The organism is Maridesulfovibrio sp., from assembly GCF_965230075.1.
Taxonomy (GTDB): domain Bacteria; phylum Desulfobacterota; class Desulfovibrionia; order Desulfovibrionales; family Desulfovibrionaceae; genus Maridesulfovibrio.
Genome location: NZ_OZ245945.1, coordinates 4,078,954 through 4,097,269 on the forward strand (window position 1 = coordinate 4,078,954; position 18,316 = coordinate 4,097,269).

At 48.6% G+C, this 18,316-nt stretch carries 15 protein-coding genes; 1 reads left to right on the forward strand and 14 read right to left on the reverse strand.

Going from position 1 to position 18,316, the window contains the following annotated elements; all coding sequences use genetic code 11:
- Positions 1-54: 54 nt before the first annotated feature.
- The 14 genes from ACO05Z_RS18415 to ACO05Z_RS18480 all read right to left on the reverse strand — a co-directional run bounded on the left by ACO05Z_RS18415 (position 55) and on the right by ACO05Z_RS18480 (position 16,215).
- Positions 55-2,325 carry a mechanosensitive ion channel domain-containing protein gene (locus tag ACO05Z_RS18415; RefSeq protein WP_421903645.1) on the reverse strand — a complete coding sequence of 757 codons (2,271 nt, stop codon included), beginning with the start codon at positions 2,323-2,325 and terminating at the stop codon, positions 55-57.
- A 190-nt stretch (positions 2,326-2,515) separates the two neighbouring features.
- Complete coding sequence (locus ACO05Z_RS18420) at positions 2,516-4,645, reverse strand: mechanosensitive ion channel domain-containing protein (RefSeq protein ID WP_421903646.1); 2,130 nt, start codon at positions 4,643-4,645, stop codon at positions 2,516-2,518.
- A 242-nt stretch (positions 4,646-4,887) separates the two neighbouring features.
- Entirely contained in the window at positions 4,888-5,751 is an 864-nt protein-coding gene (locus tag ACO05Z_RS18425) for a YitT family protein (RefSeq protein WP_421903647.1), read from the reverse strand.
- A complete protein-coding gene (locus ACO05Z_RS18430) occupies positions 5,744-6,688 on the reverse strand; it encodes a DMT family transporter (protein ID WP_421903648.1) in 945 nt (314 codons plus the stop codon). The genes ACO05Z_RS18425 and ACO05Z_RS18430 overlap by 8 nt, the downstream gene beginning before the upstream one ends.
- A gap of 573 nt (positions 6,689-7,261) precedes the next feature.
- Positions 7,262-8,731, reverse strand: a complete 1,470-nt coding sequence (locus ACO05Z_RS18435) for a sigma-54 interaction domain-containing protein (RefSeq protein ID WP_421903649.1) — start codon at positions 8,729-8,731, stop codon at positions 7,262-7,264.
- Between the two features lie 151 nt (positions 8,732-8,882).
- Positions 8,883-9,158 (reverse strand): hypothetical protein, encoded by a 276-nt coding sequence (locus ACO05Z_RS18440; protein ID WP_421903650.1) that lies wholly within the window; start codon positions 9,156-9,158, stop codon positions 8,883-8,885.
- 11 nt (positions 9,159-9,169) lie between these two features.
- Positions 9,170-10,174 (reverse strand): DMT family transporter, encoded by a 1,005-nt coding sequence (locus ACO05Z_RS18445; protein ID WP_421903651.1) that lies wholly within the window; start codon positions 10,172-10,174, stop codon positions 9,170-9,172.
- Between the two features lie 154 nt (positions 10,175-10,328).
- A complete protein-coding gene (locus tag ACO05Z_RS18450; RefSeq protein ID WP_421903652.1) occupies positions 10,329-10,910 on the reverse strand; it encodes a hypothetical protein in 582 nt (193 codons plus the stop codon).
- A gap of 65 nt (positions 10,911-10,975) precedes the next feature.
- Positions 10,976-11,407 carry an OsmC family protein gene (locus tag ACO05Z_RS18455; RefSeq protein ID WP_421903653.1) on the reverse strand — a complete coding sequence of 144 codons (432 nt, stop codon included), beginning with the start codon at positions 11,405-11,407 and terminating at the stop codon, positions 10,976-10,978.
- A gap of 20 nt (positions 11,408-11,427) precedes the next feature.
- Positions 11,428-11,760 carry a DsrH/TusB family sulfur metabolism protein gene (locus ACO05Z_RS18460; RefSeq protein WP_421903654.1) on the reverse strand — a complete coding sequence of 111 codons (333 nt, stop codon included), beginning with the start codon at positions 11,758-11,760 and terminating at the stop codon, positions 11,428-11,430.
- 11 nt (positions 11,761-11,771) lie between these two features.
- Positions 11,772-12,170: a DsrE family protein gene (locus tag ACO05Z_RS18465; protein WP_421903655.1), complete on the reverse strand. Its 399-nt coding sequence runs from the start codon at positions 12,168-12,170 to the stop codon at positions 11,772-11,774.
- Between the two features lie 12 nt (positions 12,171-12,182).
- Positions 12,183-12,464 carry a DsrH/TusB family sulfur metabolism protein gene (locus ACO05Z_RS18470; RefSeq protein ID WP_421903656.1) on the reverse strand — a complete coding sequence of 94 codons (282 nt, stop codon included), beginning with the start codon at positions 12,462-12,464 and terminating at the stop codon, positions 12,183-12,185.
- A gap of 208 nt (positions 12,465-12,672) precedes the next feature.
- Positions 12,673-14,547 (reverse strand): alkaline phosphatase family protein, encoded by a 1,875-nt coding sequence (locus tag ACO05Z_RS18475; protein WP_421903657.1) that lies wholly within the window; start codon positions 14,545-14,547, stop codon positions 12,673-12,675.
- A 114-nt stretch (positions 14,548-14,661) separates the two neighbouring features.
- Positions 14,662-16,215 (reverse strand): BCCT family transporter, encoded by a 1,554-nt coding sequence (locus tag ACO05Z_RS18480; protein ID WP_421903658.1) that lies wholly within the window; start codon positions 16,213-16,215, stop codon positions 14,662-14,664.
- A 643-nt stretch (positions 16,216-16,858) separates the two neighbouring features.
- Between ACO05Z_RS18480 and ACO05Z_RS18485 the strand changes: the two genes are divergently transcribed.
- Complete coding sequence (locus tag ACO05Z_RS18485) at positions 16,859-18,262, forward strand: glutamate decarboxylase (protein ID WP_421903660.1); 1,404 nt, start codon at positions 16,859-16,861, stop codon at positions 18,260-18,262.
- Positions 18,263-18,316: the final 54 nt, after the last annotated feature.

An 18,316-nucleotide genomic window follows, 5' to 3' on the forward strand; every position in this document is an offset into this window, starting at 1 on the left:
CAAAAGAGCAAAAATATTTTTTAATCCGGCCCTCAAACAAGGGCCGGACCTTGATTAAACTTTTGACACAGGTTGAGCCGGAGGCGCATTTTGGGCTTTCATACGTTTGTCGGCATCGCTTGTTGCGGCAGCGATTATCCCGGCCCGTTCCTCATTGGAGAGTTCCGCACCATCAGGAATCTGAACCGATACGCGCGGGCGGGCGAATTCAATTCCCGCTTCTGCAAACTTTTCCCTGAGCATTGCCAGAACATGTTTGCGGATGGTGAACTGGCTGCCCGGACGAGTCATGAATTTAAGACGCATACGCATCCCATACTCTTCCATAGCCATGACGCCCTGACACTTGATGTCATCAAGGAGCATTGCATTAAACTCTTCATCTGCGCGAATGGCCTTGTTAATCTTCTTGATAATCTTTTTGACCTTCTTCACGTTGGTATCAAAAGACACCAGATATTGAAGTTTCATAATCGCCCAGTCGCGGGTATTGTTCTTGACCATTTTCATAGATCCGAAGGGGATGGTGTACAGGAAACCGCGATGATGGCGCAGCTTGATGGAACGGACCGAGATAGCCTCCACAGTACCTTTGGCCCCGGCGGTTTCAATGTAGTCCCCAACCCGAAAAGCATCATCCATAAGAAAGAAAATCCCGGAAATAATATCCTTAACCAAGGTCTGGGAGCCGAAGCCGATGGCAATACCGAAGACACTGGCCCCGGCAATAAGCGGACCAATGTTCACCCCGAGGGCCGCAAGCACAATCAATACAGTCAGCACTAGGATGGTGGCGAAAAGGAACTTCTTAACCAGCTGCAGCAGGGTGCTGAAACGGTCACCTTCATAGCTGTTCTCGCCATCTTTTGTTTTTTCGACAATCTTACGCTCAAAAAAACGGCTGATGAAAATCCAGACCACGTAAGCCACAATGAGTGCGGACATGGATTCAAAAGCGGCACCGACGACGCTTTCTCCAAGATCAAAATCAATTCCCCAGGCATCGATGAGATCAAAAAGGATTCCGCAAAACAAGAGCACCCGGAAACTGCATACCAGAAAAGATTGAAAACGGCTGATATGATTACCATCAGCTTCATCTTCGGCAGAAGCAGCAAAGTCAGCGGCAAAAGCCACCAGCTTGCGAATGCCCATGTCGGCCAGAAAATAGAACGGCAGGGCCAACAGAGTCATGAACCCCGGGAGCATAGCTTCGTCACCCAGAACGACAAGAGCCAGTTCCCAAAAAATCCAAAAACTCCAAAGATAAATCTGGGCAGCAATGAGCCAAAAACCAGCCAACTGCCCAATCATACTCCCTTCACGGGTATGAGAGAGTATGAACGCCCTGATATTACTCCTGTTGACGAAGAGCTGTGTTGAAATAATGGAGATAACTACAAATCCCACACAGGAACTGACCAAAAGATAGATAGTCTCGCTCTTGTGTTCCAGACGGATCAGGGTATCCAAAAGGACACCCACGGAAATCACGGAAGCAATGCGCAGATTCCAGCGGTGCATATAACGGGCGGTATCAGTTTCCAGGTTCATGAAACGCAGGGACGGTGCCGCAGGAGCGAGCAGGAAACGGGAAACAAGCCCGATCATTTCAAGAGTGGCCATGGAAAGCAGCCATGCAGCCAGCACCGGCCTGCCCGATGTTCCGTCATGAAAGACGAGCAGGTAGATTGCACTGATGGCTGAAGAGATGAAGATCAGGCCCACAAGATCGATGCAGGCCCGAAAAAAAAGCCGGCCCATTTTTGTATACCAGAAGGCATATTCCGGGGTCTGCGAAATTTTAGACCGTAAACCTCCGGTCATTTTGCGGTAACCGATCATTCCACCAAGCCAGAAAACAGTCAGAAGAAGCAGGGCCAGTCCATGCTCACCCGGACTCATATTCTGATTACTGCCCAGAATGGACTGCAAAGCCTTGGGAACTTCATCCTGTGCCACTGCCGCCCCGGAAAGAAGATTTGAAAACCGTTCATGGGCATGAGCCATCCCGTCTTTAAATTTCTTGCTTAGGGCGGCGAATCCGGCAGGCTGGTCATTCTCGGATTTCGGCTTGGCCGCTTCTTTCTGCATCTCCGCAATGAGCATCTCGCGGACCCGTTCATCAGGCATTCCGGCCAAAAGAGAATGCACCTGTTCCGGCGATATATTCTCCGGAATATTCTGAACGGCAGCCGGGGCATTCTTAACAGGCACCATATCCGAGACCGAACCGGGAACCGGGCCGGCATGAGAATTACAGGACCAGAAAAATAGTCCCGCAAAAATTACCAATACATATAAAAAACTTGTCTTTCGAATCATAGTCTCCTCGCACAAACATCACTTAAGATTTTGAGGAGCAAACTATTCACAATTAATTTTCTGTGTAAACACTATTGGCCCAACATTACGCACTTGTAATTTTCATGTCAGATCCCTGATAGATACTTCCATCCTGCTTAGCTCAAACCTGTTTTTGAGATTCAGCGAAAAAGGAACCGGCTTGATCCTGTTATGGTACTGCAGTGGCCTCAGGAATGACCACCTTTGCTTTCAAACGTTTATCCTCATCATTTGAAGCTGCTGCAGCGATGGATGTACGTTCTTCATCCGAAAGCTCCGCACCGTCAGGGATCTGGACCGAGACACGGGGCCGTGCGAACTCAATTCCAGCTTCTGCAAATTTCTCCCTGAGCATTGCCAGCACGTGCTTGCGAATAGTGAACTGGCTGCCCGGCCGAGTCGTGAACTTAAGACGCATACGCATGCCGTACTCTTCCATAGCCACAACACCCTGACACTTTATATCGTCAAGGAGCATTTCATTGAACTCCTCATCAGCGCGAATAGACACATTGATCTGTTTGATGATCTTCTTGACGTTCTTCACGTTGGTGTCAAAGGGCACCAGATAATGCAACTTCATAATCGCCCAATCGCGGGTATTGTTTCTAACCACTTCCATGGCCCCGAAGGGAATAGTATACAAAAAACCGCGATGGTGACGCAGCTTGATGGAACGGACAGAAATAGCCTCAACAGTTCCTTTGGCTCCGGCGGTCTCAATGTAATCCCCCACCCGGAAAGCGTCATCCATAAGAAAGAAAATCCCGGAAATAATGTCTTTAACCAAAGTCTGAGAACCAAAACCAATGGCAATACCGAAAACACTGGCCCCGGCAATGAGCGACCCTATATTCACACCAAGGGCCGCAAGGACGATCAATATTGTCACTATAAAAATAGTGGCGAAAAGGAATGTCTTAACCAGTTGCAGCAGGGTACTGAAACGATCACCTTCATAGCAGTTCCCTTCATCTTTCCTTTTTTCAGCGATCTTACGTTCAAAAAAACGGCTGACGAAGATCCAGATCACATAAGCCGTGATTAGAGCGGATATTGACTCAAAAGCTGCGCTGACTATCCTTTCGCCAAGATCGAAATCAAATCCCCAGACATCAATAAGATCAAAAGCAATTCCGCAAAACAAAAGAACACGGAAAGTGAAGACTAAAAACAACTGGAGCCGACTGATATAATTAACATCTATTTCGTCTGCATTATCTGAAGAAACAACAAAATCAGCAGCAAAAACTATCAGCTTCCGAATCACCATATCGGCTAGAAAGTACAAAGGTAAGGCCAGCAAAGTCATGAATCCGGGAAGCATGGCATCAGCTCCCAGTACGACAAGAGTCAGCTCCCAGAAAATCCAGAGACTCCAGAGATATACCTGAGCACCGACATGCCAGAATCCGGCAAGTTGTCTAACCATGCTTTCTGCACGGGTGCGGGAAAGTATGAACGCCCTGATATGGAGTCTGTTAATGCAGAGTAGTGTTGAAAGGATTGAGATTACAACAAACCCCGCACATGAACCAACCAACAGATAAATGGTTTCGCTTTTGTCCTCCAGCCGGATAAGGGAACCCAAAAGAACGCCCACAGAAATCACAACAGCTATACGAAGATTCCAGTGATGCATATAGCGGGCGGTATCTGTATGCAGATTAAAAAAACGCAGAGACGGGGTATCAGGAGCCAGCAGGAAATGGGAAACAAGACCTATCATTTCGAAAGTTGCCATGGAGAGCAGCCATGCAGCAAGCACCGGCCCCCCGGAGGTTCCGTCATGCAATATAAGCAGATAAATTGCACTGAGAGCAAAAGAGATAAAGGCCAGGCCTGTAAGGGTGATACAGGCCCGAAAAAACTGACGGCCCATCTTTATGTACCAGAGTGCGTCTTCCGGGATTTGTGAAATTTGAAACCGCAACCCGGCAGTCATCTGCCTATAACCGAACATGCCCCCGACCCAGGCAAAAGTCAGCATGAGCAGGACCAATCCATGTTCCCCCGGGCTCATATTCCAGTTGCTGCCCAGAATAGAGCGAAAGACCTTGGGAACTTCATTCTGCGCAATAGCTGCCACGGAAAAAAAAGTAGAAAGCCGCTCGCAAGCATGAGCCATCCCGTCTTTTGACAGATTTTCCGAAAAATTCTGAACAACAGCCGGGGTATTTTTTACAGGCATCATGTCCGAAACCGATCCGGGGCCATCTCCGGCATAGGTATCAGTGGTCCAGAAGAATAGCTCCGCTACAATTAACAATACATATAAAAAGTTTGTCTTTCGAATCATATTCGCCTCGCAAAAGCATCATTTAAGATTTTCAAGGAGCAAACTACCTACGCTCTATTTTACGTATAAACTACATTCATGATACTTTTAAGTGAAGATGCACTTACAATGCGAGGCTGCAATTATTCTGTTCCTTTATGGTCAACAGCAAATAAGCAACTTGGCCCACCAAAAATCAAAAGGGTGTTGCAACAATTCGTTGCAACACCCTTTCTCTAATAAGGATGTGGAGATGGAAATTTTTAATAAGCCTTACGCTTGTTGATATTCTGCCCGATGACGCTGAAGGTGTTTTCAACCACAAAAATAGCTTCGGGATCGATTTCAAAAACCACCTGTTCAAGGGAACGCAAGCGCAGGTTATCTGTAATGGAGTAAACCATATCAATGCGCTCACCGGAATAACCGCCCTTACCGGGAATGATGGTGGCATGCATTTTTTTATTCCGGGTCAGCTCATGAACAATGATTTCCGACTTTCGGGAAATAATACGCACGGCCTTGCGCTGGTTGAAAAGCGAAAGCACGTACTCAGTCAGCACGGAACTGATAAAGAGCATTAGCAGCGAAGCAATGATCTTATCCGGAGTATATCTGCTCAACGCAAAACTCATGACCACGGCGTTGATTACAAAGTAGAAGGCCCCGAACCTGATCCCGTAGCGCTGGTTAAGGATAACCGCCACAACATCAAGACCGCCTCCCCCGCCGTAGGTTCGCAGGATAATCCCGCATCCGGCGCCCATAATTGCACCGGAAGCAATGGCCGCGTACATCTCATTCTGAATTCCAAGATCAAGATGCACATAAGAAGTCAGAAAGGTAACCATACTCATGGTCAACAGATTCAGAAAAAAGAACCTGCGGCTGACCCCTTTCCAAGCCAGAATGAACAGCGGAATGTTCAAAAGCAAATACCACCGGGACAAAGAAAGTTCCGGTGATATCTTCTGCATTACAACAGCAAAACCATAAAGGGCACCGGGCACAAAATTATGATGCGCCGCGATGCCGTTGTAGCCGATGATAAAGACAAATGCCCCCACAGCCATCAGGAATATATTCCAAGCTAAGGAGTCACTTATCTGCCTGATTTTATTATCCATAGCTGTGTGCCTTTCGCCTCATAAAATTGAGGGAGCCACCATATAAGGCAAAGATAATTCCGGCAAGAATTATCATGCCACTAAAAACCTGATTCATGTTCACCGGCTCATGGATGACAAACCACGCTACCACCGCACTCGCCGGGGGCAGAGTGTAGTAAAACAGGGCCGCCTTGGAGGCACCGATGGCCTCAACTGCCATATTCCAAAACAGGTAGCAGAGGATTGATGCAAAAACAGACAGGTAAATAAGTGAAACCACGAGATTGTAAGTGAACTCGGGCATAATGATCTGCCCGCCGGTTTCCCAGAAATAAATAGGAACTATGTACAGAGTTCCGAACAGGCAGCAACACATGAGCAGGGTTGTCTGGCTGATCTTTCCGGCAATTTTATTTACAACAGTGTTGTAAATTGCGGACATCATGGCCGTACACAGAATAAGCAGGTCACCCTTGGCAAAATGCATGTTCAACAGGGTGTCGAGACTACCGTCAGTGACCAACAGGGCAACTCCGAAGGTGCTGACGGCAATCCCGGCATACATGCTCGGCTTGAGCTTTTCCTTCATAAAAAACTGGGCGACCAATGCGGTAAGCAGGGGAGACATGGTTGAAATAAGGGACATGTTCAACGCTTCGGATGTCTCTCCGGCAATAAAGACAAGAGTATCGTAAAGGGAGATGCCGCAAAGAGCGATGACGGAAAGCTCTTTCCAATAGCGGGCAACAAGATGACGCTCTTTCATGAAAGCCTTGATTCCGAAAGGAAGGAAAATCAGCGTGGCCAGCACCCAGCGCAGTAGGTTAAGGGTTGCGGGATCAATAGTCCCGGCCAGTCCACGTGCAGCAACAAAGTTACCGCTCCAGTTAAGAATACCAAGAATAATAAATATATACCCAGCCTTCTGGGTTTTCTTGAATTCACTCCACTTCATTGTCCAGCTCCTAAAATATTATAATGGCCCGCCCGCTCTGCAGCGGGCAGGCCTAAACCTCTTTGTCGGGAAATATGCCGATGGGAAATTTCCGTACTTCAAGGATGTCGGTTCAAATATCTCGTTACCGGACAAGCTCTTGGAAAGTGGGGGCAGGTGACGCTTCTGGCGGAAACCGGATTCATTGCGTTGAGAATTCCGGAGAGGAGGATGTTGCAGCCAAAGAGATAAATATTCTGCAATATCCCGAAGCATTAAGACCGTGGGTCCTACGGCTCTCACCTTAAATGTGCCCAGTTGCTTTCCAAGAGCTTAACTCGATCAAGGCTTATGTCTTGTTTCGAAAAAATTCCGGTAGCACAATCATTCAGCCCTAGAGCATATGATGTGCCACCTTTGTAAGATACTGTTTTATTTGATTTTTATACATACAACAGAGCACAAAACAAAAAAAGGACGACAATAATGTCGTCCTTTTCCAATAAAACAATGTAAAATAGCTTAATTTATATCATTTTGCAGCAAGCGACACAAATGTCGCAACGCGCTATAAATGTCATATTCTTCGAATCACTAAAGTCCATATTTTTTAAGTTTTCGCTGCATGGTTCGCATATTTAAACCCAACTCGTCAGCCGTAGCTCCTTTTTTCCAATGATTCCGCTCTAATGCCTTCAATAGAACATGTCTTTCAAAAGATTCAACAGCTTCTGAAAAAGTTGTACCTGTCTCAAATAATTTCACTGCTTCTCCCACATCGGGACCAACCTCAGGGGTATGAATACCCAGATCACTGAAAACCATTTCCCCGAAGGTAAGATAACGTTCCAGAACGTTCTGTAATTCACGTACATTTCCGGGCCAATGGTGGTGGTCCATGGCTGCCCGGATTTTGCCGGGAATTCGCGGAAGCGAATCAGTGCGACCCAGATAACGAGCCATAAATTCATTAATAAGCAACGGCAGGTCTTCAATCCTCTCCCGCAAGGGCGGAACATGAATTGGCAAAACGTGCAGACGGAAAAAGAAATCAGACCGCATCAGCCCCTGCCGGACCAGTTCGCTCAGGTCCCGGTTGGTAGCGGCAATAAGCCTGAAATTAGATGATTGAGGCTCAGTTCCGCCCACAGGAGTATACAGCCTGCTCTCAAGGGCACGCAGCAGCTTTACCTGCAAAGCCAGATCAATCTCCCCTACTTCATCCAGAAACAGGGTCCCGCCGTCAGCAGCGGCAAGATACCCCTGACGGTCTGATGTAGCACCGGAAAAAGCCCCTTTTTTATGACCGAAAAATTCACTTTCCATAAGGTTGGAAGGAATAGCACCACAGTTAACAGGAACATAGGCCCCCTCAGACCCGCTCTGTTCGTGGATAGTCTGGGCCACCAGATCCTTACCTGTTCCGGTTTCACCGAAGATAATCACATTGGAATCACGCTTGGCAGCCTTCATGATCAGCTTGAAAACTTCACGCATGCCGTTGCTCTTGCCGATGATGGAACCGAACTTGAAACGATCTTCCAAGGTCCCGCGCAAGCGCTGGTTTTCCTGCAGAAGTTCATATTCGCGAAGCTTCTGGGCGCTGATATCGACCATTATCCCTTCAAGAAAAGTCGGCCTGCCTTCTTCATCATAAAGGCATTCCCCCTGATCCCAGATCCATTTACGGCGGTCTGAATCAAGACAGACGCGATAAAGAAGCTTATAAGGACGACGATTCAGTATTGCAGCATTCTGCTCCTTGCGCATGGAAGACAGGTCGTCCGGATGAGCCAGAGTTTCCATAACATTGGTATGCTGGTCTGTGAAAAACTCCGGGGCGACTCCGAAAAGGTCACTGCACCCCTTACTGACGAAATCGAGTGTCGGATGATTATTCTCGTCAAGCGAACAACGGTAAACCATCCCGGGCAGATTGTTGAAAAGACGGGTCAGCTGGAGTTTACTCTCCTGCAACTCTTTTTCGGTTTCTCTTGAAGCTTTAATCTGATCCTCAAAAAGGCTGCATCGCTCAAGAAGCTCATCATATGTTAATTTGTTCATGCTTACCCCCTCTGCAAACATGTGCGACATTTATGTCGCGACACTTATGTCTCAATTTAATTTAGTGCAAGCAAAAAAAGCATCCAATTATGTACGTAATATAACCCTTCAAAAAAGCGGCTGGCCCTGTTGATGAGCCAGCCGCTTATATCTATTGCGCTTTATGGAGTTTATCCAAACCGTATTCAGAGATGCGGTAGACGGACACAAGCTCCCCTTTGTCATCCACATAAGACCCTTCCTCATGGAGAATACCTACAGCCTTAAGGGATTTCAGGTGTTCTGAAATGGTAGAAACAGAACAATATTTTTCGCCGGGATAATAGGCGTTGACCAGTTCATGAATCCCCTTGACATCAAGAGGTTCGCCGTTACCGAAAATTTCAGCAATATAAAGCTTAAGCGGCTTCTGGACCTGCATATTCATATCTAGTCTCCTTAATCCACGTTACGAAGGTTAACCATGTCTTTGGGGTTACCCACAACCATGACCATACCGACGGTAATGATAGCTGCCCCGACAAGCAGGGACTTGGTGATTTCAATCTCAGTAAGCAGTGCACTGAAAAAGATGCCCCACAGGGAGTAGGTAATGTTGATAGCCATGGCACGGCTAACACCGGTCATGTTCATGGCCCGGTACCAGCAAAGATAGGAAAGGGCTCCGGCAAACGCAGCAACTGGGAAGACCCAGTGCAGATTGCTGGTCAGAGCGGGAACAATCAGATCCCAGCCGCCGGCAAGAGGCAGGACCACGGTCAGGAAGACGAATGCGGAAGTAAGCTGACGTACGTTGAGTGCTACAGCGGGATCAAGGAAATCCATGCCGGAAGTAGCCAGCACGCCTTCGATTCCCCAACCGAAAGTAGCAATCAGGGCAAGCATGATGCCAAGGTAAAACTCGGAACCGACAGCACCTTCAGGCGGGGTGTAGCCGATGACGATACCACCGACAATACACATGACCAGACCGACCCAGGCCCTTTTACAAATGCGTTCTTTAAGAAAAATTGAAGCGAAAACGGAAGCCACTGCCGGATAAAGGGCTGTGATAGGCATTACGTAAGCAGCTCCGGCAAATTTTGCGCCCAAAAAATAGCTGGACATGGCAACCGGACCGCCAAAGAGAGCGCCGAGCATGACCAGACGTGCAGGTTTACTGCGCAGAGTACGGCCCAATTCCTTCATTCTGCCGGTAATCATGTTGTAAACCAGCAGCCAGAAAGCGGAAAAACAATCGTGAAGGCCGGCTACAGTCAAAGGAGCCAGCAGCCAAAGACTTTCATCGGCAAAGGCGGCGATACCGAACGCCATTGCCAGAATAACACCGTCAAACCCCCAAGTAATACCGGAAAGAAGAGCCCAGAAAAGACCTTTTTTTGCAAACCCCAAATCCTGTTTCAACTTCAGGCCGTCAAGGGTTGTCGCGCTTGCAGTACTCATGTGTTCATCCCTCATTCCCGTGAAGCCACACCCCCGGCTCACGGCAGTTGTATAAATAGTACAAAAGGGCCGGAGTACTCCGGCCCTGAATTTATTAAGTAAAATCAAGCAGGCGGCCTAAAAAGTGCCAAACAACACTTTCCGGCTGACTGGTCTATGCGCAGTCGTGCTTGTCCCAGGGCTCGCGGTTGTCACGCTGCAGAGCAACTTCCATGCGTGCGAGAGCTTCTTTGAGCTTGGTAACTTCTTTGATCTTCATGTTGGGATCTTTGAGAACCTGGTAGAGAACGGAACCAGTGCAGTCTGCGGGAACGAGCAGGTCAGCAACGTAGCAGATGGTTGCGATGATATCAGCGGCAGTAGCGGAACGCTCAACTTTGCCTGCTTTCTTGTTGATGCCGAGGCCTGCGAAAAAGAGACCTTCGTTGCAAGCGATAGCGATCAGGGTGCGGCGGTCAGCAGCTTCAGAGATCTGTGCAACAGCAGCTTCAAGAGCAGCACCGTCAACATCACCGAGTTCAACAACAGCAAAAGCACCGTCTTCTTCGAAAACCTTGGCAATACCTTCGGGAGCAACAACAGCTGCGCCTTCGATTTTGGAAGCTGCAGCAACAACGTCTGCATTGTCAAAAGAAGCTACGGAAGCAGTCTTTTTCATGAATTTCTTGAGAGCTGCGCCGTCTGCGTCAACTGCTGCGGAACCACAAGCCACGAGGATTACTTTTTTATCTGCCATTTTATTTTCTCCTTAAATTAAAGTGGGATGAACCCTAGATATTTTTATATTTCTGAAACCGCTAATTAAACGGCTTTCATTGTCAGGTTGTAGTCAACTTCCATGCCTTCTTCGAGGGAGTAAGTCAGCAGGGAGCCGTTGAGCATGTTGTCTTTTACTGTTTCAAAGACTTCACGGTCCTTTTCATCAAGACCGACTTCAATATTGATTTCCAGTTCGGTGTAGCGGGTGCGCATAACTTCGTCTTTATCCTTGCTGGCTTCAGCGGAACCGGTCATGGATTTAACTTCTGCGCCATTACGCTCAAGAGCATTGACAAATGTGTTGCTGTAGCAGGCAAGAGCTGCAACACAGAGCATGCGGGAGCCCATGCTCTCCTGATTGCGCTCTTCAGGTGTGATGCTGGAGAAATCCATGATGATTTCAGGAACAGCTTTGGCACCTACTTTGAAACAATCACGATTCTTATCAAGACGTTCGAATTCTACTTTGGACATTTTCCTTCCCTCAAATTCTTTTAGAAATAGTTGACGGTTTCGAAATCTTCACAGATCTCAGCCACTTCATCAGCATCGATGAGTTCTACGCCATCCACCAGCGCATCTTCATCAATACCGCGCTTCTCGAGGTCTTCACGGACACAGACGACTTCACCGTCTTCACCGAGGAAATCCTTGATCATGGAATTGTGGTAGCCGGGCTTATCAGTCAGACACCAGACGCCTTCTTCGGAGAAGACCAGCTTGCATTCAAAGCCGTTCTGGTGGCAGGCCCATGCGGTGCGGATACCGAGAGCGGAAAGCTCAACACCGAGAGGCTTGGATACGATCAGACATGCGGAATTGATCATGACATTCCTCCTTAGTGGCCCACGGACAGCAATACGTCCGAAGTCATCAGGTATTTAGTAAAAGAACCACCGACATCGCCCCATTTAACGCCTTCAACGTAGTCTTTGGATTCGATACCGCGAGCATGTTCGTTGGTGTGGCAGGTAGAAATATCAGCACCTTTTTCAATCAGACGGGCCACGCGTTCGAAGTTCTTGGTGGGCTCAATATGATCAACAAGTCTGGGAGCAATATGCAGGTCGCCTTCAATGGGCACTTCGTTCTTGGAAATATTTACGGCATTACCGAAAAGATACATCTGTACTTTGTGGCCTTTCTCAAGGGCCGCTTCTGCGAGATTGGTTGCAAACTGTGCATCCTCATTCTCAGCGGAACCGGACATAAGCATGATGGTCAGAGTCTTGGACATCTCACGTTCTCCTTAAAGTGAAACGACTTTTTCATCGCTGCCCAGCAGCAGGTCGACCATTTCGGCGTAGTCCACTACTTCACAGTTGTCGCTGAGTTCAATGTTGCGGGCATCCACGGCATCTTTAGCCACGTAGATATCTTCCACATCCATATCTTCGAGTTTTTCTTCCCAGTGGGCTGTGCCGAATACTGCGGCATCGCCAACCAGAAGCAGAGCTTTATCCTCGTCACCGCCTACAATAGCGATGCGCTCAAGAATTTTCTCTTCCGGCTTATTTACGAAAAAGAGCATTAAGTGTTCTCCATTTCTTTTCCCCACTCCCCCCTCACTGGAGTTGCAGGATTGTTTCAAAAAATGCCCCACCCTGTTCCGGGGTCCGGGCCGAACGGGCCGAAGTTCCGTTGACTCCGGGCCCCGCTTGCGGAGCGATTCCCTATCAAATCGCTCCGCTTAAGCGGAATCGGGTGTGAAATGACCCATGGGGGGTCAAATTTTATTACTAGTCTTCGAAGATCTGGTAGCAGATTGCACCTTCGGTATCGTCAGGAACCGGGTTGCCGGTTGCGTGGCAGAAGGTGGGTACTACGTCAGCCAGCCAACGGGGACGATCGTATACGTAGTCCTGCTTGATGCCGGGACCGCGCCACATCATGACGTTCTTGAGGGAACCGCATCCGGATTCACCGGTGGGGAAACCGTAGCCGTGCTCAGCCATGTATTCGGGCTTGAGAACGTAAACAACGTCACCGGCCTGCTCGCCACCCATACCGAAGACTTTTGCATCTTCTTTGGGGATAGCGCACATTACCGGACGCTCACCGGTTTCGGGGTGTTTGTAATCGTAAAGAGCGTCGATGATTTCGTTACGTACTTTTTCGTAATCTTCGTCCTCAACGATACCGCCGGGGTACTTGGATTTGAGGTTTACGTAGACGAACATGTAACGCTGGGGAACAGCTTTGGATTTCTCGGGGATGAGTTCGTAGTTGAAGCCTTCAGACTCATCAAAGAAGTTACCGTCACCTTCACGAGCTTCATAAGCGGTCAGGCCAGCCTGTTTCAGGGCATCAGCAGTGTTGAGGATCGGTCCGATGGGGGTTGCACCGTGGTCGGAGATCAGGCAGGTCAGCGCATCTTCAGGCATGATTTCCATCATTTTGCCGAGGAATGTGTCTTCGATCTGGTAGATGGCGCGCTCAAGGTTGTAAGCGTGTTCACGAACTGCTTCGTCATCGCTGTCCATCTTGTCGAGGAAGCCATGGTAGAACCAGTCGATGAGGTGGGTGTGCATGTATACCAAATCCCAATCAGGGTTGTCCTTCATGAGGGTGGTCAGAACTTCGGTGATCCATTCGGAGTGGAACTGAGCCAGTTCAATGATGGTTTCGTCATCGATGATGCCGTTGGCATGACCTACGAAACCCATGTCGTTGGCGATGATGTTCTTGGTGAAGTCAACGTTCTGCAGAGCGTCTGCGGGAGCGCAGTAGCCCTTGGTGCCGTTGATACCGGAAATGTAGAGTTTGAAATCTTCTGCGTCATCGGAAAGTTCCATCAGCTTGCAGCGGAAGTAACCTTTTTCAACACGACCGTCGGATTCGATGGGGAAGTCAGCTTCAATTACATCGGTCCATTCGCGCAGCTTAATGGTGAAGAAAGCTTTGGAAAAGTCTTTTTCAGGGCAAAGAGCGAAGATATCGTAACCGTCGTCATCGGATTCCCAGGTCAGGCCGTACCAGGTCTGAGGCTTGAGGGGATCCATGGCATGGCCGAATTCCATGGGAATGACCATTTCGAGGGGTTCCTGATCTTCAACTTCTTCGGGAATGTTCTTCCAGCCTTCGGCTTCTTCAAAACGGGCCTGAACGCCGATGGGGTAGAAATCGGTAGCTACGCAGGATTCAGCACAAAGCCATTCCTTGTGTTCGTAACCTTCGATCTGCCAGCGGTGCTCAGCAGGAGAAAGACCTTCACCCTGAACCATGATGCCGTTTTCCATTTTGGAAGGCCAGGAAACGGGGTAGTTTACAACGAGAGATTTCTTACCGGCCTTGTCCCACTTGTCCCAGATGGTCTGAGCGGTGAGCATGTCGGAACCGAAAGCCTGTACACACTTGGAGAAGTGCAGGGATTCACCTTCGTTGTAATAGTAGTAGTCCTCTACACCGTGGGTGCGGGGGAATGCACCGGTGCAGATAGTAGCCCAGGACGGAGGGGTAACTGTGGGCATGTTATACCCTTCAGTCATGTAAGAACCTTCGCTCTTGAACTTTTTAAAGTTGGGCAGTGCGCCTTCTTCAATAAGAGCTTCAAGTCTCTTGGGAATTGCGCAGTCAAATCCGAGCAGTGCTACTCTTTTCGCTTTAGCTGCCATTTCATTTCTCCTTTTATTTCAACTACTTATGTTTTATCTCTTGCGCAAGGGGAGACCCCTGAGAGGGTTATCCTTCAGGACTCAAGGGTCTTTCCCTTTGCTACGCGAGGTTGTTTATTTCTTTGGTGTGCAGCACATCATCAGTGCGTTATCCTCTTTAACCATCTTGAACCATGCTGCTACCGCGAATGCGATGGGGATAAGCATGAGTGCACCGGAGAAGTTCGCGAAGACCTTAACCGGTCCGAGGCCGCCCATGGTAATCGCCGCAAGTGCCAAACCGGCCTGAACGGCAGCCCAGTAAAAACGGTGACCACGAGTGGGTTCGTGTCCGGGAACCAGTTTGGTGGTCGCTGAGCAAGAAATTACATATGCGCAGGAGTCAACACTGGTTGCCAGGAAGATAGTGGAGAAGACGCAGTAACCGATGAGTACAATGTGACCTGCAGGCAGGGTGCTCAGAACAGCAACCAGAGCAGCAGGACCACCGCTTGCCTTAAGGATACCTACAGCATCAACAACACCGGTGAGCTGAGCCCACATGGTGTAGCCACCGAATACAGCATGGATCATGTAGGAACCGGCAATACCGCCAGCCAGACCCATGCCGACTACATTTCTTACAGTACGTCCGCGGGAGATGCGGGCAATGAACAGGCCCATGAAGGGACCGTAAGAAGCCATCCACAGGGCGTAGAAGATTGTCCAGTCCTGAGGGAAGGAACCTTCAGTGTAAGGATCGGTCCAGAAGATCATGTCCCAGAAGTTACCAACCATATGACCGAAAGAGTTGGTGAAGTTATCCACGATGAACACGGTGGGACCTGCCACGAGGCAGAAGAATACCATGGACAGCGCGATAACTACGTTGGCATCGGAAAGCATCTTAATACCTTTACTCAGACCCATGGAAACACTGGCAGTGAAGATACAAGCACTGATAGCGAGGATGATCATTTCAAGGGTAAAGCTGGGCTCGATGCCGAGGGTCTGGGCCAGAGCATGGTTAACAATGGGTACAGAAACGCCCATAACCGCGGCATTGGAGAACATGAGACCGATGATGAAGAAAATCTCGATTCCCTTGCCGATGCCGCCGTTGACTCTTTTGCCGAGAACAGGCTCTGCAGCAGAGCTGATACGCAGAACAGGCTTTTTACGCTTGTAGAACATGTAGCAGATGGGCAATGCGGTAACCATGTACCAAGGCCATGTTACGGGTCCCCAGTGCAGCAGAACGTAGGACATAGCCCACTCAAAAGACTCCCTGCTCAGGGGTTCTGCATATTTAGGGGGATAGGCCAGGTTGAACAGAGGCTCAACAATGGACCAGAACATAACCGCACCGGCAACACCGGAGCAGAACATCATGGCAATCCATGAGAAGTTATTGAACTCGGGTTTTTCATCTTCGTCACCAAACTTGATGTTGCCGTAGCTGGAGAACATGAAAAACGCGCACAGAAACATCATACCTACGGTTACCCAGAGGTAGAGAGTCCCAGTGTTATGAGTAAAAACGGAGTAAGCCGCTTTGAGAACTTTTTCACTTGCCTCGGTGAAAAGAATGGAACAAGCGATAATGCCCAGAAGCACCAACGTCGCCGGGACAAGGATTTTTAAATCAGGTCGAAGGTCCGCCCCTTCGCCTTTACCATTTGTAGCCATACTTCCTCCCTTAAGTCAGTACGCTTGCAACTCTTTTATATAATTTACTTTTCAATAAAGAGCATATGTTGATTGTGCTATTTTGCAATTGCCGGTCATCCGACAATCACCCCTTTGGCGCATGAGATTCATGCTAATACGTCTGCAGCCGCATCGCCCCCTCTTGAGCAATAAGCGGGCCAAAGTAGTAAGGACTCACGAAAACCCACACCCAGCTTGTGAAAGTTAGCGCAATAGCTGTTTTAAACATTCACATGTGCATGCGACGATACTGTCGCAAAACCCAAAGAGATGAGTAAATTCCCTGATTTTACAAGGCCCGAACCCTTCTGCGACGTTTTTGTCGTCATAAAACAAAAAATGTCACTTATTACATATGCCCTCTGTATATCATACTCGATTTATCTATTTTTAGTCTAAGAAAAGTAATAATGTAACAAGGGGTATCTTATTTTTGCGCAAACTTTCCCAAAATACATTGTGACACGCACATGAAGCACACAAAATTATTATCCCCGGTTGATCTTTTTTGTTCCATACCGTAAAAATTATTTGGAATCTCAAACCCTATTCAACTCAGGTAAAGCTATTAGTTAAATCAATCTCATAATCATTTCCCAACAAACTATTCAGGAGGCCCAAAGTGCTGCACGAAAAGGATAAAATAAGAGAAGAGCTTCTGGATGATATCTACGCCTCATCTGACCTCTCTTTGACGCTTCCCAAGTACAAATTTCCCGAGGAAGAGCACCTTCCAAGGGATGTTTATCAGGTGGTCCATGATGAATTAATGCTTGATGGAAACTCCCGCCAGAATCTGGCGACCTTCTGCTCCACATGGGTAGACCCTGAAGTCCACCAGCTCATGGACGAGTGCTTGGACAAGAATATGATTGATAAGGATGAATACCCCCAGACTGCGGAACTGGAAAACCGTTGCGTGCATATGCTGGCCGACCTCTGGAATTCCCCGGATGCAGCAAACACCCTCGGCTGCTCCACCACCGGTTCATCCGAAGCAGCCATGCTCGGCGGCATGGCCATGAAATGGCGCTGGCGTGAAAAGATGAAAGCTCAGGGCAAACCTGTGGATAAGCCGAACATGATCTGCGGCCCGGTCCAGATCTGCTGGCATAAGTTTGCCAAATACTGGGACGTGGAACTGCGCGAAATCCCCATGGAAAAAGGACGTTTGATCATGAGCCCCGAAGAAGTGATCAAACGCTGCGACGAAAACACTATCGGCGTGGTCCCCACCCTCGGAGTGACCTTCACCTGCGATTACGAACCGGTTAAAGAAGTCTGCGAAGCTCTGGACAAACTGCAGGAAGAAACCGGCCTTGATATCCCTGTGCACGTGGACGGTGCCAGCGGAGGGTTCATTGCCCCGTTCTGCGACCCGGACCTTGAGTGGGATTTCAGAATTAAACGGGTAAAATCCATCAACACATCCGGCCACAAATTCGGCCTGTCCCCTCTCGGCGTAGGCTGGATTATCTGGCGTGACCGCGAGGACCTTCCGGACGACCTCATCTTCTGGGTCAACTACCTGGGAGGAAATATGCCTTCTTTCGCCCTGAACTTTTCCAGACCCGGAGGCCAGATCGTGGCACAGTATTACAATTTCCTGCGGCTGGGTAAGGAAGGTTACCGCAAAATTCATCAGGCCTGCTACGACACCGCAGCATACATTGCCGATGAAATCGAAAAACTGGGCGTGTTCGACATAGTGTATAATGGGCGAGGCGGTATTCCTGCTGTTTCATGGTCCCTTAAGGAAGGCAGCACCCCCGGATTCAATTGCTACGATTTGTCGGACAAACTGCGCTCCAGAGGCTGGCAGGTCCCGGCCTACTCCATGCCCGCCCACCGTGAGGATCTGGTGCTGATGCGCATTCTGGTCCGCCACGGGGTCAGCCGAGATCTCGGATCACTGCTTATAGAAGACCTGAAAAGATGCTTGGATTACTTTGAAAAGAATCCGGTAACCAATTCCCTTGGTGCAGAATACGGCGGTTACTCGCATAGTTCTACCACGCAAAAATAAACTCTGGAGTATTATCAATTCACGCTAAGTACTGCCCATAGAATCAAACCACAT

Bases quoted from the DNA above. Each gene is read 5' to 3' on its own strand.
- ACO05Z_RS18455 (WP_421903653.1), bottom strand. From the start codon at position 11,407: ATGTCCAAAGTAGAATTCGAACGTCTTGATAAGAATCGTGATTGTTTC.
- ACO05Z_RS18425 (WP_421903647.1), bottom strand. From the start codon at position 5,751: ATGGATAATAAAATCAGGCAGATAAGTGACTCCTTAGCTTGGAATATA.
- ACO05Z_RS18450 (WP_421903652.1), bottom strand. From the start codon at position 10,910: ATGGCAGATAAAAAAGTAATCCTCGTGGCTTGTGGTTCCGCAGCAGTT.
- ACO05Z_RS18480 (WP_421903658.1), bottom strand. From the start codon at position 16,215: ATGGCTACAAATGGTAAAGGCGAAGGGGCGGACCTTCGACCTGATTTA.
- ACO05Z_RS18435 (WP_421903649.1), bottom strand. From the start codon at position 8,731: ATGAACAAATTAACATATGATGAGCTTCTTGAGCGATGCAGCCTTTTT.
- ACO05Z_RS18465 (WP_421903655.1), bottom strand. From the start codon at position 12,170: ATGTCCAAGACTCTGACCATCATGCTTATGTCCGGTTCCGCTGAGAAT.
- ACO05Z_RS18445 (WP_421903651.1), bottom strand. From the start codon at position 10,174: ATGAGTACTGCAAGCGCGACAACCCTTGACGGCCTGAAGTTGAAACAG.
- ACO05Z_RS18415 (WP_421903645.1), bottom strand. From the start codon at position 2,325: ATGATTCGAAAGACAAGTTTTTTATATGTATTGGTAATTTTTGCGGGA.
- ACO05Z_RS18460 (WP_421903654.1), bottom strand. From the start codon at position 11,760: ATGATCAATTCCGCATGTCTGATCGTATCCAAGCCTCTCGGTGTTGAG.
- ACO05Z_RS18420 (WP_421903646.1), bottom strand. From the start codon at position 4,645: ATGATTCGAAAGACAAACTTTTTATATGTATTGTTAATTGTAGCGGAG.
- ACO05Z_RS18430 (WP_421903648.1), bottom strand. From the start codon at position 6,688: ATGAAGTGGAGTGAATTCAAGAAAACCCAGAAGGCTGGGTATATATTT.
- ACO05Z_RS18440 (WP_421903650.1), bottom strand. From the start codon at position 9,158: ATGAATATGCAGGTCCAGAAGCCGCTTAAGCTTTATATTGCTGAAATT.
- ACO05Z_RS18470 (WP_421903656.1), bottom strand. From the start codon at position 12,464: ATGCTCTTTTTCGTAAATAAGCCGGAAGAGAAAATTCTTGAGCGCATC.
- ACO05Z_RS18475 (WP_421903657.1), bottom strand. From the start codon at position 14,547: ATGGCAGCTAAAGCGAAAAGAGTAGCACTGCTCGGATTTGACTGCGCA.